The sequence below is a fragment of the Gardnerella sp. C0026F2 genome, from assembly GCF_056590715.1.
Genome location: NZ_JBWPWR010000001.1, coordinates 295,183 through 319,480 on the forward strand (window position 1 = coordinate 295,183; position 24,298 = coordinate 319,480).

Genomic DNA, 24,298 nt, shown 5'->3' on the forward strand with positions numbered 1-24,298 from the left:
ATAAATTAAAATCAAAACTAAAAAAGTAACCAAAACGCAACGGTACAAAACACATACAAGGGTAGGGGAAACCACATGAGTGATGGCATGTTTATTCCAACGCGAAAAGCCTCTGGAAACGCCATAATTACGTTACGTGAAGACGCTTTTGATTCTTCCGGCTCAAGTTCTGCAGACGAAAGCAATAATGCAAAATATTCGCGCCTTTGGGGGCGCAGAGCTGTAGAAGTGCTCAATAATGAGAAGCTAGACGAAGGCGTGTACCGTTTGACTTTGCGAGATTTAGAGATTGCTAAAAAAGCTGCTCCTGCGCAATTTGTAAACTTGTATTCCCCTGACCCAACTGCTATGCTTCCGCGTCCTTTTGGAGTTGCAAGCGTAGAAGGTGATACTTTTACTTTGATTTTTGCTGTGATTGGCAAAGGCACTGCTAAGTTTGCTGAGCTTAAACCAGGAGATAGCATTGACGCTCTTGGACCTTTGGGAATTGGCTTTAATATTTCCAAACCTGCACATTATGTGTTGGTTAGTGGCGGCTTGGGCGTGCCACCTATTTTGTGTGCTGCTCAGGCGCTTTCAAAGCGTGAAGATTCTAGCGTAACGGCAGTGCTTGGCTACCGTAACAAGCGTTTTGCAGATGATTTAACGAAAGAATATATTTCAGACGTACACAGTATTACAAATGCTGAAGGAACTGTTATTACACTTCTTGACGAACTTGAAAAAGTTAAGCATTTTGATTTCGACGACGATTTGCCAACGGTTATTTTGTCTTGCGGACCTTTGCCTATGATGAAAGCTGTAGCTCACTGGGCGCATGAAAGAAATATTGAGTGCCAGCTCAGTTTAGAAGCGCGTATGGGCTGTGGATACGGAACTTGCGTTGCTTGCGTTGTTGACACTTTGGAAGGCAGGCTGAAAGTTTGCAACGACGGTCCTGTTTTTGATGCGAATCGTTTGGGTTGGGAGTAAAAAATATGAGTGCTGTAAATAATGCCGAAAATAATTCTGTAAATAACGCAAATTCCGCAACAAATTCCGCTGAAACTTTTGGCTTTGACACTAGCCACGTTTGGAAGCATCCAACTCAAGTTGCAGGCGTTAAGTGGAAAAACATGGTTGGAACTGCTTCTGGAACTTTCCAGCTTGCAGCTTGCCGACGCTTTTACGACGTAAGCCAACTCGGCGCAATTTGTACAAAAGGTGTTTCTCCTGTTCCTTGGGAAGGAAATCCTTCTCCGCGCACTGCAGAATCTCCTTCTGGAATGGTAAACGCAGTCGGATTGCAAAATCCTGGTGTCGACCATTATTTAGTAGACGAGTTGCCAAAACTAAAATCCATGGGAGCGCTTGTTATTACTAATGTTGCAGGGCACAGTGACGACGATTATGCGCAAGTTGTTGAAAAGCTTGCAGATTCTGCTGCAGACATGCTCGAAATTAACGTAAGTTGCCCAAACGTGACTCATGGCGGAATGAGCGTTGGCACTGATCCGGTGGCACTTCACCGATTAATTAAGCGTCTTCGTGCAATGACCGATAAGCCAATGATTGTAAAAATGACGCCAAATGTGACTGATATTGTTTCGATTTGCAAAGCTGCAGTTGATGCTGGAGCGGATGCTTTAAGCATGATTAATACGCTTGTTGGTTTGCGAATTGATATTCGAACAGGCGAGCCGATTATTGCAAACCGCACGGGCGGCGTTTCCGGTCCTGCTATTTTCCCGATTGGACTTGGATTCGTGTGGCGAGTTCGCCAGGCTATGCCAGATATTCCAATTATTGGCATTGGTGGCATTGATTCTGGCGAAAAAGCTTTGGAATACTTGTATGCTGGTGCGAATGCTGTAGAAGTTGGTGCTGCTGCTTTGGTTGATCCTACTGCTCCTATTCGCATTGCTCGCGAGCTTGACGATTTGCTTGATTCTCGTCCAAAGCTTGCGTCTTTGCTTGCTGAAGGAAAGACTTGGCGCTGAAATTAAGAAAGTAAGCGTATTTAGAAAGTATTTAAAATTATTTTAAGAAAGAGAGTTAATTATGGCAGAATTAGACGAACGTTTTACAAAGTTTTTGCTTGATTCAGGCGCGCTTAAATTTGGTGACTTTACGCTGAAATCTGGTCGTCAATCACCTTATTTTATTAACGCTGGCGCTTTTGACGACGGCATGAAAATCGCAAATCTAGGCGCATACTACGCTGAGCGCGTTGTTGCAGCAATCGAAGATGGCAAACTTCCGCAAGATATCGACACTGTTTTCGGTCCTGCTTATAAGGGCATTCCGCTGGCAGTTTCTACGGCAATGGCTTTGACGAATAATCACAATATGCCTGTTGGCTTTACTTTCGATCGCAAAGAGCGAAAGGATCATGGTGACGGCGGAATTATGGTTGGAAAGCCGTTAAAAGACGGCATGAAAGTGCTACTTGTTGACGACGTGATGACAGCTGGAACTGCAGTTCGTGAAACTTTGCCAAAGCTTAAAGCGGAAGCAAATGTGCAAGTTGTTGGCTTGATTTTGGCAGTAGACAGAATGGAACGCACGAAAGACAGTGAGCTTTCTGCAGTAAAAGCAGTAGAGCAGGAGTTTGGCTTCCCAGTTTTGCCAATTGCAAACGTGCGCGAAATTTTCGCTGCAGCAAAGCGCTTAGTTAATGCTGATGGTAAGCCAGTTATGGATGAGGAATTAGCTTCGCGCGCTGCAGATTACTTGCGTACGTATGGTGCGTAATTATCCTCTACAATTTCGGAACCAAACGGCCACAACGCAAGTTTTGCCATTTTGAAAGATTGTATGCCAAATGGAATGCCAACAATTGTGCAGCAGCAAATGAATCCTGAAACGATATAGCCTAACGCAAGCATTGGCCCAATGAAAAATACAATCCATAGTATGTTCCAAATTGTGCTAGTGCCGCCTTGGTAAATAACGTGTTTTCCAAATGGTGTGAGCGTGAGCTTTGCCATTTTGAATGCTTGAATACCGAATGGTATGCCAATAATGGTTATGCAAAGAAGGAAACTTATAATTAACCAGCCTGCAGCAATGAAAAGACCACCGAATATCAGCCACACAATATTGCCAAGAAGTTTCATAAAAGTAGTATATAAGTTTTTTAAGTTTTAATGAAGTATGATTTTTGATAAGTAATCTATTGTAAGCGGGTGTAAAATAATGCGTTGCAATAGATGTATTTATTTAAAGGAAGAATATGTTCTGCACGCAATGTGGTAATAAAAATGCTGATAATAGCAAGTTTTGCAATACTTGCGGAGCGCTTTTAGAAGTTACGCCAGCAGCCGAGTCAGCAATCCAAAATCAACAATACGAATTGCCTACTAACGAAGCTCCTACTACTGTATTTCATGCGCAGGAAGCTTTACCGGATAATCTAAGCGTTTCAGGTTCTCCTATTATGGGTTCTTCGAGCGAACAGTCTTCTATGAATAATTCATCTTACGCACAAGGCGAAGCTCCGGCTAATTATTCTCATTCAGATGAGGATAAGCGCAAGAAGAAAGTAATTATTACTTTAATAGCCGCTATTATTGCCTGTGTTTTGGTTATAGGTGCTGGTGCATGGTGGTATGTAAATAATGCGCGAACAGCTCAATCAAATAATAAAACTGAATTAAAATCATCAAAATCAAAGAATAATAAATCTAAGCAGCATGTTCTAACCAATGATGATTTAGGTTCAGACGATGAAGATAGCGATGCTAGCAGCGATAAGGATAACGCTGTTGGCGCGAGTGAAAAGCTCAATACCAAAAAAATCAATAAATTAGTAAACAATTTTGCTTCAAATAATAGCGTGTCTGTAGCAATTTCTGGCAAGAAGGGCATATTGTATGAGTCTTCTAATTCTCGTAAAACATTCCCTGCTGTAGGTTTTTATTTCCCTGTTGTTCTTTATACTAAGGATAATCAACAGCATGATTATGAAGATAAGTGTGAAGATGTTATTAAGACAATGAGTAATGACTCCGCTAATGAGCTTTTAGATGATCAAGGTGGCATAGGCGGATTAGATCAATGGCTGTCAGATAATGGCTATTCAAATACATCTTTTACTCGCAAATATGGTGACGTTGATGCATCGAACGATGGTCACGAAAATCTTACTTCTTCTCATGATGCTGCGATGATGCTTTCAAAAGCTATGCAAAATTCGACTATTGCCAATGCAACGGGTTACGATATTTCTGCTGATGGCGTGAATGTTCCAGACGGCATAGAGGTTATGGCTCATCGTGGTCAAGGAATTAAGAATGTTTATAACTATTTCTTGATTCTTAAGAAGGGCAAGAATAGGATCGGAGTGTCTGTTCTAACAAAAGGTGCAGATAAAGATGACGTTGCTGAATTTGTTTCAAAACTGTTGAATTTGTTGAAAAATAATCTATAAATCCATAATCTAAGTAGTAGGGCTGAAAATTATTTGCGAGAATATGGTGCGTAAATAGTTTAAATGATAGAATTTATAAGATTCGTATTTTATAAGTAGATTTTAAACTAGCGTCTAATTCTGTCTGCTAATTAAAGTCTATTTTAGTTACTTTTTAGATGGTGGAATGACTGATTATGAGAGAGCAAAATAGTTCTGTTTCTAAAAATAGTAAAGTCGTTATTGCTGTAGTTGCTGTTTCGATTATAGTAGTTGCAATCGTAGTCGCAGCAGTATTCTTCTTAACTACCAATAAAAACAAGCCGAAAAATAGTGTTTCTGCTCCTTCTAAAACTTGTATTCAAATGCGAGAAAAAGCAGTTAATGCTCAAAAAAATCTTATAAAATCTCTTTCAGATGATGACGTTATTCGCGCTATTAATATTAAAAAAGTTGAATTCAATTCGTATTCAGATGAAGCTAAAAGTGCGTTTGAAGATTTTGAATCATCATTAAATTACGCGAAATCTGATTCTAAAGAGAAAATACCTAACTGTCCTGCTGGAACTGATTCTGATAATTCTTCATCTGTTGAAAATAAGCTTTCAGATAAAGTCGACTCTTTTAATAAAGACGGAGACGCTCTTGTAAAATCTGCTAAAACAGCTTTGGAAACAGGTAGAAAAGAAATTTCTAATAAGCTATTAGAATTAGTTAAGCAAGGTCAAGAGCTTATAGATAAAACTAAGAATGTTCCTATTTTTGGTGCAGCTAAAGCCGATTTAGAAAAAGTTGTTGATACTGCAGGAAAAGCTCTTGCTAAAAGCAGTAACAACAGCGATGAATTAAACCAGTGTATTACAGATTTGCAAAATGCTATTAAAGATTATTTGGCGAAAATTAAGAAGATAAGCGCAGATTTTACAAATCTTGATGGCAATGGGTATCCGTTAAATGCTCCACATCCTAAGGATGATCAAGGCGGTTATATTCCAATGGGTCGCAGCAATAATCCGGAATCTTCAAATCAAAATGATAAACAATAATCAACTAATTGCGCTAGGAAAGTGTTGTTATTTTAATTAGTTGAGGCATTGTGGCATAATTAGCAAGGTTTATTACATGGCCGCGTTAAACGGCCTACGTCGAAAGAAACGGGTAACTCGTGGCACAGACTACCAATGATATTAAGAATGGATCGGTTTTGAACCTTGACGGTCAGCTTTGGACCGTCGTTAAGTTCCAGCACGTGAAGCCGGGCAAGGGCCCTGCTTTTGTGCGTACCACCATTAAGAACGTGCTCTCGGGCAAGATTGTCGACAAGACTTTTAATGCCGGCATGAAGATGGAGTTCGAGACCGTTGATAACCGCACGTTGCAATATTCATACGAAGATGGCGACAACTTCGTCTTTATGGATATGACCACTTACGACCAGGTTTATATTCCTAAGGTTTTGGTTGGCGAGCAGAGCAAGTATTTGCTTGAAGGCACCGACTGCATCGTAAGCTTCCATGACGGCACTCCTTTGAGCGTTGAGCTTCCAGCTTCCGTTATTTTGACTATTACTCACACTGAGCCAGGCTTGCAAGGCAATCGTTCTAACGCTGGTACTAAGCCTGCAACCGTGGAAACCGGTGCTGAAATCCAGGTTCCACTCTTCGTGGGTGAAGGCGAAAAGGTGAAGGTCGACACTCGTGACGGCTCTTACCTTGGTCGTGAAAACTAAAGAATTAATTATCTAATTAAAATAATTAGTTATCTAATTAAATTAGCTATTTATTTCTAAATAATTTTTATAGAGTGACCCGGTGGCGATTATTCGTTGCTGGGTCGCGTAATTTTTGATACAACTTTATTAAGTAATTTTTATACGTTACACAGAAGGGCGTTACGATGGCACGTTCTACCGCTCGTAAAAGGGCTTTGAATACGCTGTATGAGGCGGATGAGAAGAATCAGCATATTCTTTCTTTGCTTGAGGAGCGAGTTAAGGAGCCTGGCGCTCAAACTCCGCTCCCAGAGTACGCGATTGAGATTGTTCGAGGCGTAGGAGAGCGACGTAACAGAATTGACAAGACGCTAAACCGCTATTCGACTGGCTGGAAAGTTGGCAGAATGGCTGTTATCGATCGCAATATTTTGCGCATTGCGGTGTGGGAAATGCTTCTTAATGATGAGATTCCAGATAAAGTTGCTATTGACGAGGCTATTGCGCTCGCAAAAATGTATAGCGACGACGAAGCTATTGCGTTTATTCACGGCTTACTAAGCGCGATTATGGCAGATAAAGACGCTTGCTTGGCAAAGTTTAATGGCGAATCTTCTCCTGAAGACGCTGCTGCAGAACCTATTACTGAACCTACTGATGACACTCAGGAGTAGTTGAGTTACTATTTTAGCAGTTCTGCTCTGCTGCCATCACGCCAAAACAATTCACCATTAAAACACAAAACCCGGCGTGGTTATAATACTTCAAATTAGGAGTATTCGTGTGGTGGAGATTTGAGATTTTTCGCACTGAGCGCGGCGAACGTCAGAGCCGCAGGCTGCTGATTCGCCAAGCGAAGAAGAAAAATCGAAAAATCTCTGCGATAGACACGGTTATTAACGATTAAACACGCAGAGTTTGGGGGATTTCTCTACGAGCACTAAAAGAGGACTGAGGAAGCAACATTCTTTTGAGAACAAAGCAGACAGTAAAGTCTTTAACAGCTAAAGCGACGAAGGACGGGACGTGCGAGGAGAGAAATCCCCCAAAACTCGCGGCACGTTAATCAAGAGACAAATTGTGTAGAATTACGAGACTAAAACTCGTGCCACACCAAACAAAATACTAAGCAAAGATGCTATAACCACCGCCGGCGCGTCGCCCGTCCGCCAACCTGAGTAAACTTACCACGAATATCCTAAAGCCATAAGGGGGTTAAGGTGGATTACAACGACACCTTTGCCGGATTCGGCAGTGATGATGCAGTATTGGTGTTGGAGGATGGTCAGGTTTACGTTGGTAAGCCTTTTGGTGCGCAAGGTTCTACGCGCGCTGAGATTGTGTTCTCCACGGGCATGACTGGTTATCAAGAAACATTAACTGATCCAAGTTATGATCAACAAATCGTAGTTCAAACATTCCCACATATAGGTAATACGGGAATGAATCACGAAGATCCAGAATCTTCCCACATTTGGGTTGCGGGTTACGTGGTTAAGGAGCCAAGCCCAGTAGTTAGCAATTGGCGAGCTGAAGGTTCCTTGGAAGACGATTTACAAAAGCAAGGTATCGTTGGCATTAGTGGTATTGATACTCGAAAGCTGGTACGTCATTTACGCTCGGTAGGCGTTATGCGTGCCGGCATTTTTTCTAATAAGGCCCTGGTTGATCCGTCAACCGGGGCTTTTCGTACCGTCGCTTCTTTCGTTGACGAAATTAAGCAGACTCCTCAAATGCAAGGCTTGCGCTTAACAGATGAAGTCAGCACTAAAGAAACGTATACGATTGAGCCTTGCGGTGATTTTGAAGGAAAAGATCCGCTTTACGCGGTTGTAGCAGTCGACTTTGGTATTAAATCCATGACTCCTCACCGTTTGGCTGAACGCGGCTGCCGCGTACACGTTGTAAGCTCCTCAATAAGCTTCGAATCGCTGCAAGCTCTTAACGCAGACGGCGTATTCTTCTCGAATGGTCCTGGAGACCCTGGCCAAGCAAATCGCGAAGTTGAGCTTTTGCGTAAAGTTTTGGATGCAGGCTACCCGTTCTTTGGTATCTGCTTTGGAAACCAGTTACTTGGTCGCGCGCTCGGCTTTGGAACTTACAAGTTGAAGTTTGGTCACCGCGGTATTAATCAGCCTGTAAAAGACGTTACAACCGGAAAAGTGGAAGTTACGGCTCACAATCACGGCTTTGCTGTGGACGCACCTCTTGACGGCCCTGTCCAATCTCCTTACGAAAACGGACACTTTGGTCGCGTGCTAGTTTCGCATATTGACTTGAACGACAATGTTGTAGAAGGCTTGCAATGCCTTGATATTCCAGCGTTCTCAGTGCAATATCATCCGGAAGCTGCAGCAGGCCCGCACGACGCTTCCTATCTATTTGATCGTTTTGTGCAATTGATGCGCGAAAACGCTCGAAAAAGCAAGTAATACTCGAAAAAGCAAGTAAGATTTTAATATTTACGGAAAGAGAAGTTTACTATGCCAAAACGTACTGATATTAAGTCGGTTATGGTAATTGGTTCCGGTCCGATTGTTATTGGTCAGGCTGCAGAATTTGATTATTCCGGAACGCAGGCTTGCCGAGTTCTTCGCGAAGAAGGTATTCGCGTAATTTTGGTTAATTCCAACCCGGCTACGATTATGACCGACCCGGAGCTTGCGGACGCAACATATATTGAGCCAATTGACACTTCGATTTTGGAGCGAATTATTGCGAAGGAACGTCCGGATGCGCTTCTTCCAACGCTTGGTGGTCAAACTGCGCTTAATGCTGCAATGGATTTGGGTCGTGCAGGAATCCTAGAAAAATATAACGTTGAGCTTATTGGTGCTTCTTTGGAAGCAATCGACCGCGGAGAAGACCGAGAGCTTTTCAAAAAAGTTGTTGAAAAAGCTGGAGCTGAGTCAGCAAAATCATTTATTGCTCACTCAATCGAAGAAGTAGACAAAATTGTTGAAACTTTAGGATACCCGGTAGTAGTACGTCCAAGCTTCACAATGGGCGGCTTGGGCTCTGGTATTGCTCACAATGAGGAAGAGCTTCACCGCATTGCAGGAGCTGGCATTCACTATTCTCCAACCAACGAAGTGCTTATTGAAGAAGGCATTGAAGGCTGGAAAGAGTTTGAGCTTGAGCTTATGCGCGACGCAAAAGATAACGTCGTAGTTGTTTGCCCAATCGAAAACGTCGATCCTGTAGGTGTGCACACTGGCGACTCGATTACAGTTGCTCCTTGCTTTACACTTACAGACCGTGAGTATCAAAAGATGCGCGATATCGGTATTGCTATTATTCGAGGCGTTGGCGTCGATACCGGCGGATGCAATATTCAGTTTGCAATTAACCCTCAAACTGGTCGCATTATCGTAATCGAAATGAACCCACGCGTGTCCCGTTCTTCCGCGCTCGCATCTAAAGCAACCGGCTTCCCAATCGCAAAAATTGCAACGAAACTTGCTCTCGGCTACACTTTGGACGAAATTCAAAACGATATTACGCGTTCAACTCCTGCAAGCTTCGAGCCAACAATCGACTACGTTGTAACGAAGATTCCGCGCTTTGCTTTTGAAAAGTTCCCAGGAGCAGACACCACGCTTACAACTTCTATGAAGTCTGTTGGCGAAGCAATGGCTTTGGCTGGAAACTTCCAGGAATCCCTTGGAAAAGCAATGCGCTCAATCGACAAGCGTCACGCGTGCTTTAGCTGGGATGGCGAGCGTCCAAGCAAGGAAGAAGTTAATAAGCTTCTTGAAGAAATGCATACTCCAACCGAGCATCGCTACTTGCAAATCCAGCGAGCACTTTGGGGTGGAGTAACTCCAGATCAGATTTTTGCAGCAACAAAAATTGACCCTTGGTTTGTAGAGCAGCTGTCTCAAATTAACGAGACTGCGCTCGCAGTTCGCGAAGCTGAAACATTAACTCCTAAGGTTTTGAAGCGCGCTAAGCTTGCCGGCCTTTCGGACGTGCAGATTGCGCATTTGCGTAATCTTGGCGACGAAGGCGAAAATATGGTTCGTGAGCTTCGTTGGGCTTACGGCTTGCGCCCTGTTTACAAGACTGTTGACACTTGCGCAGCTGAGTTCGACGCAGCAACTCCGTACTACTATTCTTGCTACGCTGACGAAAGCGAGTTGAAGAAGCGCGATCGCGAAGCTGTGATTATCCTTGGCTCTGGTCCAAACAGAATCGGCCAAGGTATTGAGTTTGATTACACTTGCGTTCACGCTGTTCAGGAATTGGGCAAGGATTACGACACCATTATGGTCAATTGCAATCCTGAGACAGTTTCTACAGATTACGACATGTCTGATCGCCTTTACTTTGAGCCGCTTACTTTCGAAGATGTGCTTGAAATTTACGAAGCAGAAAAGAAGCTTGGTCCTGTTAAGGGCGTGATTGTGCAGCTTGGTGGTCAAACTCCACTTTCGCTTGCTGCTCGTCTTAAAGCTGCAGGAGTTCCAATTTTGGGAACAACTCCTGAGGCTATTGATTTGGCTGAAAACCGTGAGCTTTTCGGCGAGGTTCTTCGTCAAGAAGGCATGAACGCTCCTCGATACGGCACAGCGTTAAGTCTTGAGGAAGCAAAAGATGCAGCTCATGCAATCGGCTACCCGGTTCTTGTGCGCCCAAGCTACGTGCTCGGCGGTCGTGGCATGGAAATTGTATACGACGACGCTCAGCTTGCAAAGTATGTTGATCGCGCATTGGATGAAGCTCGAGCAGACACTGTTGTTTCTGGCCGCTTGCCTTCGCCGCTTTTGATCGATAAGTTCCTTCAGGACGCTATTGAAATCGACGTTGACGCGCTTTACGACGGCAACGAGCTTTATATTGGCGGCATTATGGAGCATGTTGAGGAAGCTGGCGTGCACTCTGGTGACGCTGCTTGTACTCTTCCTCCAAGCACTCTTTCGGACGATCAGATTCGCCGCCTTCGCGAAGGCACGCTTTCGATTGCGCGCGGCTGCTCAGTTCGCGGTCTGATTAACGTGCAGTACGCTTTTATGGCAAACACTTTGTATGTAATTGAAGCAAATCCTCGAGCGTCTCGTACTGTTCCGTTTGCTTCTAAAGCTACTGGCGTTGCTCTTGCTAAAGCGGCTGCTCGAATTATGGCTGGCGAAACAATCGCCCAGCAGCGTAAGCGCGGTCTTCTTCTTCCAAAGGGCGACGGTGGCGACATTCACCCAGGTCAGCAGGTTGCTATTAAAGCTTCTGTGTTGCCGTTCAAGCGTTTCCGCACTCCTGTTGGTCGCACGGTTGATATTTTGCTCGGACCTGAGATGCGTTCTACTGGCGAAGTTATGGGCTTCGACCGTGACTTCCCACACGCTTTTGCTAAGAGCCAGCTTGCAGCATACAAGGGTGGTTTGCCTACCAGCGGCAACGTGTTTGTGTCTGTAAGTGATGCAGATAAGCGTCAACTTCCGCTTCTTGCAGTGCGATTAGTGGAGCTTGGTTTTACTATTTGGGCTACTGAAGGTACAGCTTCTGTGCTTCGTCGTTACGGCATTGATTCCGTGATTGTCGATAAGCTTTCTAGTCAAGGCGACACGGCGAAAGATATGCCAAATAGTGAGAAAGCGCACGAAAGAATCGGTAAGAATGTTGTAGAGCTTATCGAAAATGGTAAGATTGATATGGTATTGAATACGCCGAATTCAAGGGGATCGCGCACTGATGGTTATGCCATTCGTGCGGCAGCTGTAGCAGCTGATCTTCCGCAATTCACTACTATTACCGAATTCGCACCAGTATTAATGGCTATTGAAGCTGTTAAGAACAACGATTATCAGGTGATGAGCATACAAGAACATGCTCAGCAGCTGTTTGCAATTGAACAGGCAGAAAGTCAAGAAAGTCGGGCTTAATACATGACCGAGAGCATTCGTGATCAAGAAGTGCAGGCGCAACGATCCGATTTTGGTTTGCGTTTGAAGAACGCTATGGCAAAATATGGACCATTGTGTGTTGGAATCGATCCTCATCGCAAAATGCTGCTTAATTGGGGATACAACATGGATGCTCTTGGAGCTGAGCTTTTCTCTATGCGAATGCTGCAAGCTATGAATGGTAGGGCAGCAGCAGTTAAATTCCAATCCAGCATGTTTGAGCGCTACGGTTCTAAGGGTTTCGCAGCGCTTGAACGTGTGCTGTATGCCGCTCGTCAAATGGATATTATTACTATCGTTGACTGTGGCCATGGTGGATTGTCTACTACTATTTCTGCGCTTGCAGACGCATATTTTAAGCCTGGAGCTCCGCTTCTTGCTGATGCTATTACTTTGCTTCCTTATTATGGTGCACGTTCTATGGGCGGCTTAATTAACGAAGCTCTTAATAACGGTCGCGGTGTTTTTATTGCGTCTCTAACTTCTAATCGCGAAGGCGCAAGTTTGCAAACTGCTATTAGGCAAAGCGGAACTTACCGCGGAACTACTGTAGCTCACGGAATTGCTCAAACAGCTCAAAGTTTTAACAATAAAACTAAAGGAATGGGTTCTGTTGGTTTAATTGTTGGAGCTACTATTGGCGACTGGATGAACGGTGGCGGAATTGACGTAACCAGTTTTACTGGTCCAATTCTTTCTCCTGGTTATGGTTGGCAAGGTGCAGAAGCTGACGATTTAAAGCGTGTTTTTGCTGGTACACATGGTAATGTATTGGTAACTGTTTCGCGTTCGATTGCGTCGCATGGTCCAAATATTGGTGAACTTTCGGCTGCAACTGAACGCATAGCATTGGATATTCGTCAGGCTCTTGTTGATTCAGGCGAATGTGCGTAAACGAGAGGTAAGCAAATGGGTGCCACAGATGAGGCTGCAGTTTCGCAGTCTAGACGTCGATTAATCGTATTAACGGGTCCTACTGCGGCTGGTAAAGGCACAGTAGAAGGCATACTTCGCGAGAAACATCCTCATATTTGGCTATCTGTTTCTGCTACCACTCGTGCGCCTAGACCTGGTGAATTTAATGGTATTCACTATTGGTTCTTAGATGAAGAGGAATTTGAGCGTCGTAGGCGTAATGGCGAATTCTTGGAAACTGCTCTGGTTCATGGCATGGCTCATTATGGCACCCTTCTGCAGCCTGTTTTGGATCATCTTACGCAAGATATTCCTACTTTGCTGGAAATAGATTTGCAAGGAGCTAGGCGAGTAAAACAAGAGGCTGCTCGTCTTGGATTAGAAGTCGTGTACGTGTTCATTGCGCCTCCGAGCTTTGAAGAGCTTAAGCGTCGTCTTATTGGTCGTGGTACTGAAACTCCTGAGCAGCAAGCAAAACGTTTGGAAACCGCTAAAGTTGAGATTGCTGCAGCTAAAGAGTTCGATGTTGTTATTGTGAACGATAATGCTGAGCGTGCTGCAGATGAACTGTGGAATGTTATTGCAAGCGAATACGACTTATAGTTAAAACTTACGCAATATCCAATCGATAGCATATAATAAGCCTTTTGGAACTATTGTGGCACCATAGAATTTGGAGAATATTATGGCATTAGGCACTCAGCCAACACCTACTGGTCTTGCGAATCCACCGATTGATGATTTAATGCAACATGCGGATTCCAAGTATGCGCTTGCCTTATTTGCTGCAAAACGAGCACGTCAAATTAATGCTTATTTTACTCAGCTTAATGAAGGTTTGCTTCAAAATGTTGGCCCACTAGTTGAGTATCAAAATCAAGAAAAGCCTTTAGCTATTGCTTTCCGCGAAATTAATGCTGGATTGCTTGAAGAGACTCTTGGTGAGGACGATTTAAGCGAAGGTAATTAATAAGCCTTGCTAATAAACGTCTTTATGGGTATTCGCAGTCGCGTATCATCCGTGCTCAATAAAGCGGATGCACGGCTGCGTTTTCGCTTTATTTGGCCTGTATTTAGCCTTTATCGACTATAAACTTAAGGGGGAAATGTGGAAGAGCGTAAATTAATTTCTGCAGAATCTGTAACTGAAGGTCATCCTGACAAGTTATGCGATCAAATTGCTGACGCTATATTGGACGATATGCTTCGTCAGGATCCTCATGCGCATGTTGCTGTAGAGGTTTGTGCTTCCGTCGGTCAGTTCGTTGTTTTTGGCGAAGTGCGTGGTGAAGTTTATAGCGATATTCCGGGAATTGTGCGTCAAGTTGTTCGTAATGTTGGCTACACGAGCTCCACAATTGGTCTTGATGCTGATTCTTGTGGTGTTATGGTTTCTTTAACTGAGCAAAGTGCGGAAATTAATCAAGGTGTTGCTAGGTTGGATACTTCTTGCGAGAGTGCATCTTCTCGTGAGGAGCGCTACGCTGCTCAAGGTGCAGGCGATCAAGGTGTTATGTTTGGTTACGCTAGCGACGAAACAGATACTTTAATGCCTTTGCCGATTTATCTTGCTCATCGTTTAGCTCAAAAGCTTGCTAAAGTTCGTAAAGATGGCACTGTTGCGCATTTGCGTCCGGATGGGAAAACTCAGGTTACTATTGAGTACGATTCCAAAGGCACGCCTAAGCGTTTGGATACTGTGCTTATTTCTACTCAGCATGACCCAGAAGTTTCCAGAGACTGGTTACAAGATCAGCTTGTTGAGCATGTTGTTAAGCCTGTGTTGGACGAAGTTCTTGCTCAAAAAGTTGCGCACGATTCGTACTGTATGCTTGTAAACCCTACTGGCTCCTTTGTTTTGGGAGGTCCTGCTGCTGATTCGGGCTTAACTGGTCGAAAAATTATTGTTGACACTTATGGTGGTGCTGCTCATCATGGTGGTGGAGCTTTTTCTGGTAAGGATCCTAGTAAAGTTGACCGTTCTGCAGCTTATGCAGCTCGCTGGGTTGCAAAAAATATTGTGGCAGCTGGTTTAGCTCATAAGGCAGAAGTTCAAGTTGCTTATGCTATTGGTATTGCTGATCCTGTAAGCGTAAACGTAGAAACTTTCGGAACTGAAGCTGACGGTATTACGCGCGCAGATATTGTGCGTGCTGTTCGTGAAGTATTTGATTTGCGTCCGGCTGCGATTATTGACGAGCTTAACTTGCTTCAGCCAATTTATGCTCCAACTGCAGCTTATGGTCATTTTGGTCGTACGGATGTCAAATTCACTTGGGAAGAAACGAATCGTATTGAGCAATTGAAAGATGTGCTAAAAAAGTAGTTTTATTGATAAATTTTGCTGTAAAATAACAGTAATTATGTGATGTAATTCAAGTAAAACTAAGGGTTATTTATGGCAGAGCAACCTTCGCTAGACGGCTTAGCGCGTAAAACAAGACGTAAGCGCAATGCTGTTTCTCTAGTGCCTGCTAATGAATGCCCTATTGCGCATGTGATGCTCGATGTTCAAGCTTCACATTTAGGTCGTACTTTTGATTACTTGATATCGCAAGATCAAGATGAATCTGCTCAGCCTGGGGCGTTTGTACGCGTTCGTTTTGGAGCACAAAAGCTCACTGGAGTTATTTGGTCTCGTTCTTCGCATACTGACACCCCTCATGCTGCTTTAAGATTTTTAGAGCGCGTGTTTCCTTCAGATGTTTTGCTTTCTAAATCTTTGCGAGACGATATTGACGCCATAGCTAAAGCTTATGGTGGAACTATCTCAAATATTTTGCGTCTTGCTGTGCCTCAACGCGTAGCTCGTGTTGAGCATGAGGAAGTTTTTGACAACATACGCTTGCAACGCAGAAAACAGTGGCGTGAAAATCTTAAGAAGCGTTTGCAAAACGATAACAATACAAACCCAGGTTACGCTACAACTTCTCGCATGATTTATGATTACGAAAATGCAAATATTTTATACAATGCATTAATCAAAAAATCTATTGACGCAAGTTTTAGTGAAAATAAAACAGAAAATCAATTAGTCAAGCAAGCAGAAAATAATTCTTCTCAATCTTTTATTGTAGACGCTTTACCAGGTTCTTGCCGACTTGCACAAGATTTAGCGTGGATGATTGTCACTGCTTTAAGTGCGTGTAAGCAAGCTGTTGTAGTTTTGCCGACGCTAAGAGAAGTAAATGATGTAATGCGCGCGCTAATGGTTTACGGCTTAAAGCCATATAAGCGCGTAAGTGAGAATCATCGTGGTTTTTCTGCTGGAAGTTTTGATGGCGATGTCGCTCGACTGTGTGCTGCGGATCCTCCAGCTGATAGGTATAGAGCTTGGCGCGCAATCGCGTCCGGAATAGTTCCTTGCGTTCTTGGCACTAGAGCTGCAATGTATGCTCCAGTTGAGGGAGATGCTTTATTTGCGATTGTTGAAGATTGCGCGTACCAATATGCTGATGGCATGATGCCGTATGCTCAAGCGCGTGGCGTTATGCGGCTTCGTGCGAAAAGGCATGGAGGCGTATTTGTGTCAATGTCGTATTCCAGAAGCGCGCTTAGTCAAAGTGAAGTAGACTGCTATATGTCAAGTGTGCAAGATGCGCAAAGTGTGCAAGGTGCGCAAAGTGTGCAAACTGCTGAGGCTGCTAAAACTGTTAAAGCTATTCAAACTGCTAAAACAATAAGCGGATCTAGTATCCCTGTAAGCGCGAGTAAACTTGCTCGCGAAAAGTTAGTTCCTTGGGTTCGTTGGCTTAATCGTGAAGCTTTACTAAAACTAGCTGACCCAAGTATTGGCGCTCGCATACCGCATAGCGCAGTAAGAGCTATTAACGATGCTATTTCGGATGGTAAGCCTGTGCTGCTTTCTATTGCGCAAGATGGCGTGACGCAATCGGCTATATGCTCTTCTTGCAGACGTCAAGCGCGCTGTAGACGATGCACCGGGCCTCTCGATGTTGCAAATAGTCAGCAAACAGCACGTTGCTCATGGTGTGGTGCTAGTGCAATAAATTGGTCTTGTTCTAATTGTGGCAGTAGCAATATGCGAGTTATACGAGTTGGTGCTGCTGGCGTTGCGGAAGAATTATCTAAACTATTTCGTAACGTGCCTATTATTATTTCGTCACAACACCAACCGAACGGAATTATCCAGTGTATTGATGAAAAACCTGTAATTGTTGTTGCAACTCCTGGATGTGAGCCTCGCATACAAACGCAAGACGCAAATTGTAACGGAGAATATGGTGTTGTAGCAATACTTGATACGTGGGTAAGTTTGTACGCTTCGGGGCTTGATGCGCGAATAGATACGCTTAATTCGTGGATGAAAGCTTCTGCTTTATGTGCTCCTAGAGAGCGTGGAGGAAGTGTGCTTCTTATTGGTGAAACGTATCCTGTTCTTGCGCGTGCGCTTACATTGTGGGATACGACTCAACTTTCTTGCAATGAGCTTTCAGAAAGAGCTCAAGCAATATTGCCGCCTTGCGTAACTGCAGCATGCGTATGGGGTGCTCGTGATGCGGTTATGCGTGCGCTTGAAAATATTGGTGCAATGCAAGAAAATCTTGGGTGTGAAAGTAGTCAAGATGCTGATTTTTCAGCAATTTCTCCATTATTAGGAATTGTTCCAATGCATCCGCCTGTTACTGACAGATACCAGCATTTTGACGATATTTACGACCGTGTAAAAGCTGTAGTAAGAGTTCCGCTTTATTTAAGGCAAGAATTAGTGAACCGATTGCATAAGGAAGTAGCTCGTCACGTAGCAACACGTGCTGCAGGGGAGTTGCGTTTTTGTGTTGATCCAAAAGATTTATTAGCGTACTAACTTACTAATAGGGGAGAGAAAAATGGTAAAAACATATCATTGCGCAGTTTTGGGAGATCCTATTTCGCATTCGCTGTCGCCTGTGCTTCACAACACGGCTTATAAGGCTTTAGGTCTTACAAATTGGCAATATAGTAAGGAAAAAGTAAGCGAAACAGAGCTTCACGATTTTATTACGCATCTTGACGATTCTTGGAAAGGCTTAAGCCTTACTATGCCGCTTAAAAAAACCGTAATGAAACTCGGCACACCTTGCGACTACTGGTCGCGCGCACTTAACGTGGCAAATACTGCAGTTTTTACTAGCAATCCAGCAATCGCTTCGCAATCGCAAATAAAGCTATACAACACGGACGTAAGTGGCATATTAATAGCATTTATGCAAGCATTACATGAGCGCATATGCGAAGTAAAAAAGGCTGTTATTATTGGCAGCGGCAACACTGCATCTTCTGCGCTGGCAGCTTTAATTGAAATTGCGCAAGTAGCAAAACTTGAGCAAGTGCAAGTTGTTGCTAGAACTGAAGATGACGGTAGTATAAAAGGCGTTGAACGTTTTAATAATCTTATACAAAAGTATTGCGCTGATTTTCCAAATAAAATAAGCATAGGTCAAAATAATAAAAGCAAAGAAAATGACGCTATGTATAAGCCTGTGCAAGGTATTGAGTTCCCAACAATAAGCGAAGAAGTATTTTCAAAATTTGCAGACTATAGTGCAGAAAAATTGAGCGCAGAAAAATTGTCAGAATGTGATAAATCTCTCATTTTGAAATCTTTAAATTCACTAGAAGCTGTTCGTGCAATCGCAGAGGCAGACATAGTCATGAGCACGGTTCCGGCGCACGTAGCAGATCCAATTGCGCTTGCGTTGAAAGCATACTGTCAAGATATTGCGCATAATCAAACGAAATTAGGAACATTGCTTGACGTAGTGTACGATCCTCGCCCAAGCATGCTACTTAGTGTATGGCAACAATACGGTTGCGCTATTGGCGGAGAAGAAATGCTTTTGCAACAAGCTTTAGCACAAGTAAGTCTTATGACGATTGACTATAGGCAATCTAAAGAAAATTTTGAGAATTGTGCTGAGGATTGTGCTGAGGATTGTGCTGAGGATTGTGCTGAGACTGGCGCTGAGAATTGTGCTGAGGCTGGCGCTGAGCTTGGCTATAAACCTAGTGCTGACAAGGCTAGATATTACGATGACTTAAGTAGTCTCATGCGAAAAGCCTTACAGGAGGCATTATGAGCGATAATATGCAACATACTACGCAACATACTACGCAAAGTGATGTGCAACGTGATGCGCAACATACTACGCAACGTTCCGCGTCGACTAGTGTGCAACTAGCTGACGGATTTGAAGTTATGCTAATTACCGGCATGAGCGGAGCTGGGCGCTCGCATGCTGCTAACGCGTTGGAAGATATGGGATGGTATGTTATCGATAATCTTCCGCCAAAACTGCTCATACCGCTAGTAGATATGATGACTTCATCCGGTTCTAAAGTGCATAAGCTTGCTGCTGTTATTGACGTGCGTTCTAGAGGATATTTCGACGACCTGTTTGCAGTTCTTGCGCATATTGACGAACTTGGCGTAAAAACGCGAATTCTGTTTTTAGATGCTTCGGATGCTGTGCTTATTAAGCGTTACGAGTCTGTGCGCAGACCGCATCCTTTGCAGCGCGGCGGCAGACTTATTGACGGTATTCTAGAAGAGCGAGAGTTGCTCAGTCATTTGAAAGATTGCGCGGATATTATTATCGATACTTCTGCACTCAGTATTCACCAACTTTCTACAAAGCTTTACGAAGGATTGCTTGGAAAAGGCTCTTCTACTGTTTCTGTGCATATTTTCAGTTTTGGCTTTAAATATGGCATGCCAATGGATGCTGATTTTGTTGCCGATATGCGCTTTTTGCCGAATCCTTTCTGGGTTCCTGAATTAAGGGAGCTTACAGGTAAGGATCAAGCTGTGCAAGATTATGTTTTATCGAATCCTGCGGCAATTGCATTCTTAGATTCTTACGAAAATGCGCTTCTTACAGCTATCGACGGATTCGCTAAAGAAGACAAGCATTACGTGACTATTGCTGTAGGATGTACTGGCGGTCAGCATCGTTCTGTTGCCGTAAGTATTGAGCTTGCTAGACGTTTGAGATTGCATGGTTTGCAAGTTACAGTATCTGCAAGAGAGCTGCAGAGAAGATCGTAGTAAGCGAAAAGTAAAGTAGTGAAAAATAAAGTAGTGAAATGCGATTATGAAACTAATCAATTAAAATTAATTAAAAAATTAAATAAAATTGTGTAAATTATATAAAATATAAAAATCTTGTACTAAAAGCATGTAAAGCATGCGCAAAAACCGGTAAAATGTCCAACGTATTCTGTATCACAGAAAGCCGGGCATGTCGTGTGCCACAGCATCATGCAAGTACCCAACAGCACTCATATTTTAAGAAGAACAAAAGTAGGAGGTTGTCCCTTGGCTCTTCTTGACGACGTCAAAAATGAACTCGTTTCAAACAACAATGAGCTCCCGACTGTCATTATGGCTCAAGCTGCAGCAATGATGCGCTTTGCTGGCGGCTTAAGGCCAGTAAATAATCAGGCTGTTATTCGCGCTCAGTTAGATTCTCAGCGCGCAGCTCAGTGGCTTGTTGAGGTATTGAAAACTCATTTCCAGAGGGAAGCAACAATTGCTCAAGTTTCTCGTCAAACTCCTACGGGCACTGTAGTTCGCTATGACGTTGTAGTTGAGCGTGGTGCTGCAGCATTGGCTTTGCAATCTGGTCTTCTTGATCGACGTATGAGAATTGTTGCAGGTCTTGCACCTGAGATTGTTGGTGGAAGTATCGCCCAAATCAAAGCAGCTTGGCGTGGTGCTTTCTTGGCTCACGGTGCTATTTCGGATCCTGGCAAAGCTAGCTATTTGGAAGTTGTTTGCCCAACTCATGAGGCTGCAAATGCTTTGCAAACTATGGCGGCGCGACTTGGCATTAGCGCCAAGGCTCGTCAGGTTCGTAGCTCTGAGCGAGTGACGTTGCGCGATTCTGACGCAATTGAGCGAATGTTGATTCTGATTGGTGCTCCTCGTTCTGCTCGCGAATGGACCGGTAAGCGTTCGGACGGTGAAGCTCGCGGAAAAGCAAACCGTTTGGCTAATTTTGACGATGCGAATATGCGTCGTAGCGCTAAGGCTGCTGCTGAGGCATGCGAAAAGGTTCGTCACGCATTCGATATTTTGGGCGACGATATTCCAGATAATTTGTTGATGGCTGGAAAGCTTCGTCTTGAGCATAGCGACGCAAGTTTGGAAGAGCTTGGTCACTTGGCTGATCCTCCTATTACAAAGGATGCGATTGCAGGACGAATTCGTAGACTTTTGCAGCTTTCGGCGAAGGTTGAGAAGTCGCGTATGCAGCAGCTTTAATGCTGATTTTGCGTGATTTGTGTGCGTAACTGTAAAGTTTATGCCGTTTTTTAGCTCGTAGCCGACTTTTTCTTGACACCGCTGTAAAGTTTCTGCCGTTTTTTCGCGCGCAACCGACCTTTATTTTGCGCGCCTGTAAAGTTTCTGCCGTTTTATCGTCTTAATCCGACCTTTTCTTTACAGCGTTGTAAAGTTTCTGCCGTTTTTTGGTTTTGGGTGGCGTTTGGCGGCGGGTTTCTTTTTGTGATTGTGAGTGGTGGGTGTTACTTGTCTCGCAGCGCGAGATTGGTGGATTCCTTTTTACCGTTGAGTGAGTTCCCGTTTGCTGTGTCGCGAGTTTTGGGGGATTTCTCTCCTCGCGCGTCCCGTCCTTCAGTCGCTTTGGCTGTTAAAGGCGTTTATTGTGTTCGCCTTTCTTTAAAGAATGTAGCTTCTCAGTCCTCTTTTAGCACTGAACACAATTTTTCCAGCCTCTCAACACACTAAACGTCAACACAAAACTCATAGACTCGTGCAGAAAGTTACGCAACTGCGTGGTTTACTAAGTGCAACTAGAGTAGCGAAATTAAGCTGCGGGTTGTTTGGTGGTTGGGAGATTATTCTTGGCGTGGTGTGTGCAGCAGCGCGAAGGCTAGTGTCGCTAATAAACAGGAGAAGTGCTCGCAGGAGCGCTGGTGCAAAGCTGCGTTGTTCATATGGATTGTTGAAGATGTGCGGTATAATTGCACCCGGCAATGTGTTGATGTTTGAGGCTGATTTTGCGTTTTGTTGAACGAAGTAAGCCGGCACGGTAAGCCAGTATGTAAGTCAAATATGGTAAGCCAATATGGTTTGGAAAGGATACCAATGAAGACACTGAAAGATTTGGGAGATTTGAGTGGTAAGCGCGTATTGGTTCGCGCTGATTTTAACGTTCCTCTCAAGGATACGACGATTACTGATGATGGTCGTATTCGTGCTGCTTTACCAACCATTAAGGCTTTGCGTGAGCAGGGTGCTAAGGTGATTTTGATGGCTCACCTTGGTCGTCCAAAGGGTCAGGTTGTTCCAGAGCTTTCCTTGGCTCCAGTTGCGCAGCGTTTAGGTGAATTGCTCGGCACAAATGTTGTTTTGGCTGCAGACACTTACGGCGAAGATGCTCAAGCTAAGGTAGCTGCCATGAATAATGGCGACGTTGTTTTGCTTGAAAACGTACGTTTCAACGCCGAAGAAACCAGCAAGGATGCTTCCGAGCGCGCAGCTTACGCTAAGAAGATTGCTTCTCTTGGCGAAGTATTTGTTTCCGATGGCTTTGGTGTTGTGCACCGCGCTCAGGGTTCAAATTACGATGTTGCTGCCGATCTTCCATCAGCTGCAGGCTTGCTTGTTGAGAAGGAAGTTAAGGCACTTTCTCGCGCAACTGAAAACCCAGAGCGTCCTTTGACTGTTGTTCTCGGCGGCTCCAAGGTTTCCGACAAGCTCGGCGTTATTGAGAACTTGCTTTCTAAGGCTGATCGTCTTGTTATTGGCGGCGGTATGGTGTTCACATTCCTCAAGGCTTTGGGTCACGAAGTTGGTACTTCTTTGCTTGAGGAAGATCAGCTCGAGAAGGTTAAGGGCTACATTGAAACCGCTAAGAAGAACGGCGTTGAGCTTGTACTTCCAACCGATATTGTTGTGAATGCTGGCTTCCCAGCAGGTGATACTCCAGTTGCTCCAGAAGTAGTTCCAGCAGACGCTATTCCTGCAGACAAGATGGGCTTGGATATTGGTCCTGACTCTCAGAAGCTTTTCCACGACAAGATTGTTGACTCCAAGACTGTTGTTTGGAACGGTCCTATGGGTGTGTTCGAGGTTCCAGAGTTTGCAGCCGGTACTCGCGCTGTAGCCCAGGGCTTGGTTGATGCAACTAAGAACGGCACTTTCACTATCGTCGGTGGTGGCGATTCTGCTTCTGCAGTGCGCAACCTTGGATTCCCAGAAGATGGCTTCTCGCACATTTCTACTGGCGGCGGCGCTTCTCTCGAGTTCTTGGAAGGCAAGACTCTTCCAGGTTTGAGCGTGCTTGAGTAATTAATGTTGCTTGAGTAAATAATATTGCTTGAGCATGTAATGTTGCTTGAGCATGTAGTATTGCTTGAGTAAGTAATATTTACGCGAGCAAGTATAAACTAAATATTTCCGCTTATGCCGACTTTCGATTTTATGAATCCGCTTTGTAAATCGAGGTCGGCATAACACTAATTTGCGCAATACTATTAATCTCAATCGTAAACTTTTAAGGGTGATTATGGTTTCCAAAAGAAAGCCGTTAGTCGCTGGTAATTGGAAAATGAATTTCAATCACCGCGAAGCTACGCATTTTATACAAAAATTTGCGTGGCTGCTGCGTGACGCGCATTACGACTACCACGATTGTGAAATTGCACTTATGCCTTCTTTTACTTCAATAAGAAGCGTGCAAGTTCTTGTTGAGTCTGATCATTTGCCAATATTGTACGGAGCTCAAGCTGTTTCTGTTACTGCTCAAGGTGCTTTTACTGGTGATGTTTCTGCAGATATGCTTGCAAGTCTTGGATGCTCAATGGTTATTGTTGGTCATTCTGAAAGACGCAAGTATCATCCTGAAGATGATGCAAATATAGTTGATCAAGTTCGAGCTGTTCTTGCCGCAGGAATGCAGCCAATTCTTTGCGTTGGTGAAAGTCTTAAAGAACGTCAACAGGGTGTTGCGCTCGATTTTGCTGTAGGGCAAGTGCATGATGTAACGCGCGATTTGGATGCTAAGCAAGCTAAGCGTTTAATTATTGCTTACGAACCGGTTTGGGCAATTGGTACGGGTATGGTTGCCACTGCTAACTCAGCTCAGGAAGCTGCATTGGCTATTCGTGAAGACTTGCGCGTTACGTTCGGTGACGATGTTGCAGATACTGTCCGTATTCTTTACGGCGGATCTGTAACTTCTTCTAATGCTTCAAGTCTTATTGCTGAGCCAGATGTTGATGGATTCTTAATTGGTGGCGCTTCTCTTGATGCGCAAGAACTTGCTAATATTGTGCGACTAACGGCTGCGCAAACACGTTTAGAGACTAAATAAGCTTAAGCGGTCAAAGGTTATTATTAAACTTAATCGAGTA

The 24,298-nt window shown here is 44.0% G+C and carries 20 protein-coding genes; 19 read left to right on the forward strand and 1 reads right to left on the reverse strand.

The window, feature by feature from the left end; genetic code table 11:
* The first annotated feature begins 75 nt into the window (after positions 1–75).
* From AC1EK3_RS01005 to pyrE, 3 genes are all read left to right on the forward strand, one after another.
* Positions 76–972 (forward strand): dihydroorotate dehydrogenase electron transfer subunit, encoded by an 897-nt coding sequence (locus tag AC1EK3_RS01005; RefSeq protein ID WP_480033234.1) that lies wholly within the window; start codon positions 76–78, stop codon positions 970–972.
* A 5-nt stretch (positions 973–977) separates the two neighbouring features.
* Complete coding sequence (locus tag AC1EK3_RS01010) at positions 978–1,979, forward strand: dihydroorotate dehydrogenase (RefSeq protein WP_033888448.1); 1,002 nt, start codon at positions 978–980, stop codon at positions 1,977–1,979.
* 61 nt (positions 1,980–2,040) lie between these two features.
* Positions 2,041–2,733, forward strand: a complete 693-nt coding sequence (pyrE, locus tag AC1EK3_RS01015) for an orotate phosphoribosyltransferase (protein WP_004106403.1) — start codon at positions 2,041–2,043, stop codon at positions 2,731–2,733.
* Here pyrE and AC1EK3_RS01020 read toward each other — a convergent pair.
* Positions 2,709–3,098: a YccF domain-containing protein gene (locus AC1EK3_RS01020; RefSeq protein ID WP_119526433.1), complete on the reverse strand. Its 390-nt coding sequence runs from the start codon at positions 3,096–3,098 to the stop codon at positions 2,709–2,711. The two genes, pyrE and AC1EK3_RS01020, sit on opposite strands and share 25 nt — an antisense overlap.
* A 116-nt stretch (positions 3,099–3,214) precedes the next feature.
* Here AC1EK3_RS01020 and AC1EK3_RS01025 point away from each other — a divergent pair, with 116 nt between their 5' ends.
* From AC1EK3_RS01025 to tpiA, 16 genes are all read left to right on the forward strand, one after another.
* Positions 3,215–4,411, forward strand: coding sequence for a zinc-ribbon domain-containing protein (locus tag AC1EK3_RS01025; RefSeq protein WP_480033233.1), 1,197 nt, complete (start codon positions 3,215–3,217; stop codon positions 4,409–4,411).
* Positions 4,412–4,587: 176 nt separating this feature from the next.
* Positions 4,588–5,436: a hypothetical protein gene (locus tag AC1EK3_RS01030; RefSeq protein WP_391495856.1), complete on the forward strand. Its 849-nt coding sequence runs from the start codon at positions 4,588–4,590 to the stop codon at positions 5,434–5,436.
* 119 nt (positions 5,437–5,555) lie between these two features.
* Positions 5,556–6,119, forward strand: a complete 564-nt coding sequence (gene efp, locus AC1EK3_RS01035; protein WP_004111770.1) for an elongation factor P — start codon at positions 5,556–5,558, stop codon at positions 6,117–6,119.
* 167 nt (positions 6,120–6,286) lie between these two features.
* A complete protein-coding gene (nusB, locus tag AC1EK3_RS01040; protein WP_415687117.1) occupies positions 6,287–6,775 on the forward strand; it encodes a transcription antitermination factor NusB in 489 nt (162 codons plus the stop codon).
* A 546-nt stretch (positions 6,776–7,321) separates the two neighbouring features.
* Positions 7,322–8,533 (forward strand): glutamine-hydrolyzing carbamoyl-phosphate synthase small subunit, encoded by a 1,212-nt coding sequence (gene carA, locus AC1EK3_RS01045; RefSeq protein ID WP_415686711.1) that lies wholly within the window; start codon positions 7,322–7,324, stop codon positions 8,531–8,533.
* Positions 8,534–8,584: 51 nt separating this feature from the next.
* Positions 8,585–11,980: a carbamoyl-phosphate synthase large subunit gene (gene carB, locus AC1EK3_RS01050; RefSeq protein WP_480033232.1), complete on the forward strand. Its 3,396-nt coding sequence runs from the start codon at positions 8,585–8,587 to the stop codon at positions 11,978–11,980.
* A 3-nt stretch (positions 11,981–11,983) separates the two neighbouring features.
* Positions 11,984–12,895, forward strand: a complete 912-nt coding sequence (gene pyrF, locus AC1EK3_RS01055; protein ID WP_119526452.1) for an orotidine-5'-phosphate decarboxylase — start codon at positions 11,984–11,986, stop codon at positions 12,893–12,895.
* Positions 12,896–12,910: 15 nt separating this feature from the next.
* The gene (gene gmk / locus AC1EK3_RS01060; RefSeq protein WP_391495852.1) at positions 12,911–13,519 is read left to right on the forward strand and encodes a guanylate kinase; all 609 of its coding nucleotides are present in this window, start codon (positions 12,911–12,913) and stop codon (positions 13,517–13,519) included.
* 82 nt (positions 13,520–13,601) lie between these two features.
* Positions 13,602–13,886, forward strand: coding sequence for a DNA-directed RNA polymerase subunit omega (gene rpoZ, locus AC1EK3_RS01065; protein WP_004108619.1), 285 nt, complete (start codon positions 13,602–13,604; stop codon positions 13,884–13,886).
* A 138-nt stretch (positions 13,887–14,024) separates the two neighbouring features.
* Positions 14,025–15,242 (forward strand): methionine adenosyltransferase, encoded by a 1,218-nt coding sequence (gene metK, locus AC1EK3_RS01070; protein WP_480033231.1) that lies wholly within the window; start codon positions 14,025–14,027, stop codon positions 15,240–15,242.
* 72 nt (positions 15,243–15,314) lie between these two features.
* Complete coding sequence (locus tag AC1EK3_RS01075) at positions 15,315–17,744, forward strand: primosomal protein N' (protein WP_480033230.1); 2,430 nt, start codon at positions 15,315–15,317, stop codon at positions 17,742–17,744.
* Positions 17,745–17,766: 22 nt separating this feature from the next.
* On the forward strand, positions 17,767–18,996 hold the full coding sequence (locus tag AC1EK3_RS01080; protein ID WP_480033229.1) for a shikimate dehydrogenase family protein: 1,230 nt from the start codon (positions 17,767–17,769) through the stop codon (positions 18,994–18,996).
* Positions 18,997–19,115: 119 nt separating this feature from the next.
* Complete coding sequence (rapZ, locus tag AC1EK3_RS01085) at positions 19,116–19,964, forward strand: RNase adapter RapZ (RefSeq protein WP_119526791.1); 849 nt, start codon at positions 19,116–19,118, stop codon at positions 19,962–19,964.
* 270 nt (positions 19,965–20,234) lie between these two features.
* Positions 20,235–21,182 carry a DNA-binding protein WhiA gene (whiA, locus tag AC1EK3_RS01090; RefSeq protein WP_004119060.1) on the forward strand — a complete coding sequence of 316 codons (948 nt, stop codon included), beginning with the start codon at positions 20,235–20,237 and terminating at the stop codon, positions 21,180–21,182.
* A gap of 846 nt (positions 21,183–22,028) precedes the next feature.
* A complete protein-coding gene (locus AC1EK3_RS01095; RefSeq protein WP_464410438.1) occupies positions 22,029–23,234 on the forward strand; it encodes a phosphoglycerate kinase in 1,206 nt (401 codons plus the stop codon).
* 217 nt (positions 23,235–23,451) lie between these two features.
* A complete protein-coding gene (gene tpiA, locus AC1EK3_RS01100) occupies positions 23,452–24,258 on the forward strand; it encodes a triose-phosphate isomerase (protein ID WP_064340411.1) in 807 nt (268 codons plus the stop codon).
* The last annotated feature ends 40 nt before the right edge of the window (positions 24,259–24,298 follow it).

Excerpts from the sequence above, each read along its gene's own strand:
- AC1EK3_RS01075 (WP_480033230.1), top strand. The coding sequence starts at position 15,315 with ATGGCAGAGCAACCTTCGCTAGACGGCTTAGCGCGTAAAACAAGACGT.
- pyrF (WP_119526452.1), top strand. The coding sequence starts at position 11,984 with ATGACCGAGAGCATTCGTGATCAAGAAGTGCAGGCGCAACGATCCGAT.
- AC1EK3_RS01030 (WP_391495856.1), top strand. The coding sequence starts at position 4,588 with ATGAGAGAGCAAAATAGTTCTGTTTCTAAAAATAGTAAAGTCGTTATT.
- nusB (WP_415687117.1), top strand. The coding sequence starts at position 6,287 with ATGGCACGTTCTACCGCTCGTAAAAGGGCTTTGAATACGCTGTATGAG.
- carB (WP_480033232.1), top strand. The coding sequence starts at position 8,585 with ATGCCAAAACGTACTGATATTAAGTCGGTTATGGTAATTGGTTCCGGT.
- gmk (WP_391495852.1), top strand. The coding sequence starts at position 12,911 with ATGGGTGCCACAGATGAGGCTGCAGTTTCGCAGTCTAGACGTCGATTA.
- AC1EK3_RS01025 (WP_480033233.1), top strand. The coding sequence starts at position 3,215 with ATGTTCTGCACGCAATGTGGTAATAAAAATGCTGATAATAGCAAGTTT.
- AC1EK3_RS01005 (WP_480033234.1), top strand. The coding sequence starts at position 76 with ATGAGTGATGGCATGTTTATTCCAACGCGAAAAGCCTCTGGAAACGCC.
- AC1EK3_RS01080 (WP_480033229.1), top strand. The coding sequence starts at position 17,767 with ATGGTAAAAACATATCATTGCGCAGTTTTGGGAGATCCTATTTCGCAT.
- AC1EK3_RS01095 (WP_464410438.1), top strand. The coding sequence starts at position 22,029 with ATGAAGACACTGAAAGATTTGGGAGATTTGAGTGGTAAGCGCGTATTG.
- pyrE (WP_004106403.1), top strand. The coding sequence starts at position 2,041 with ATGGCAGAATTAGACGAACGTTTTACAAAGTTTTTGCTTGATTCAGGC.
- AC1EK3_RS01010 (WP_033888448.1), top strand. The coding sequence starts at position 978 with ATGAGTGCTGTAAATAATGCCGAAAATAATTCTGTAAATAACGCAAAT.
- tpiA (WP_064340411.1), top strand. The coding sequence starts at position 23,452 with ATGGTTTCCAAAAGAAAGCCGTTAGTCGCTGGTAATTGGAAAATGAAT.
- AC1EK3_RS01020 (WP_119526433.1), bottom strand. The coding sequence starts at position 3,098 with ATGAAACTTCTTGGCAATATTGTGTGGCTGATATTCGGTGGTCTTTTC.
- rpoZ (WP_004108619.1), top strand. The coding sequence starts at position 13,602 with ATGGCATTAGGCACTCAGCCAACACCTACTGGTCTTGCGAATCCACCG.
- rapZ (WP_119526791.1), top strand. The coding sequence starts at position 19,116 with ATGCTAATTACCGGCATGAGCGGAGCTGGGCGCTCGCATGCTGCTAAC.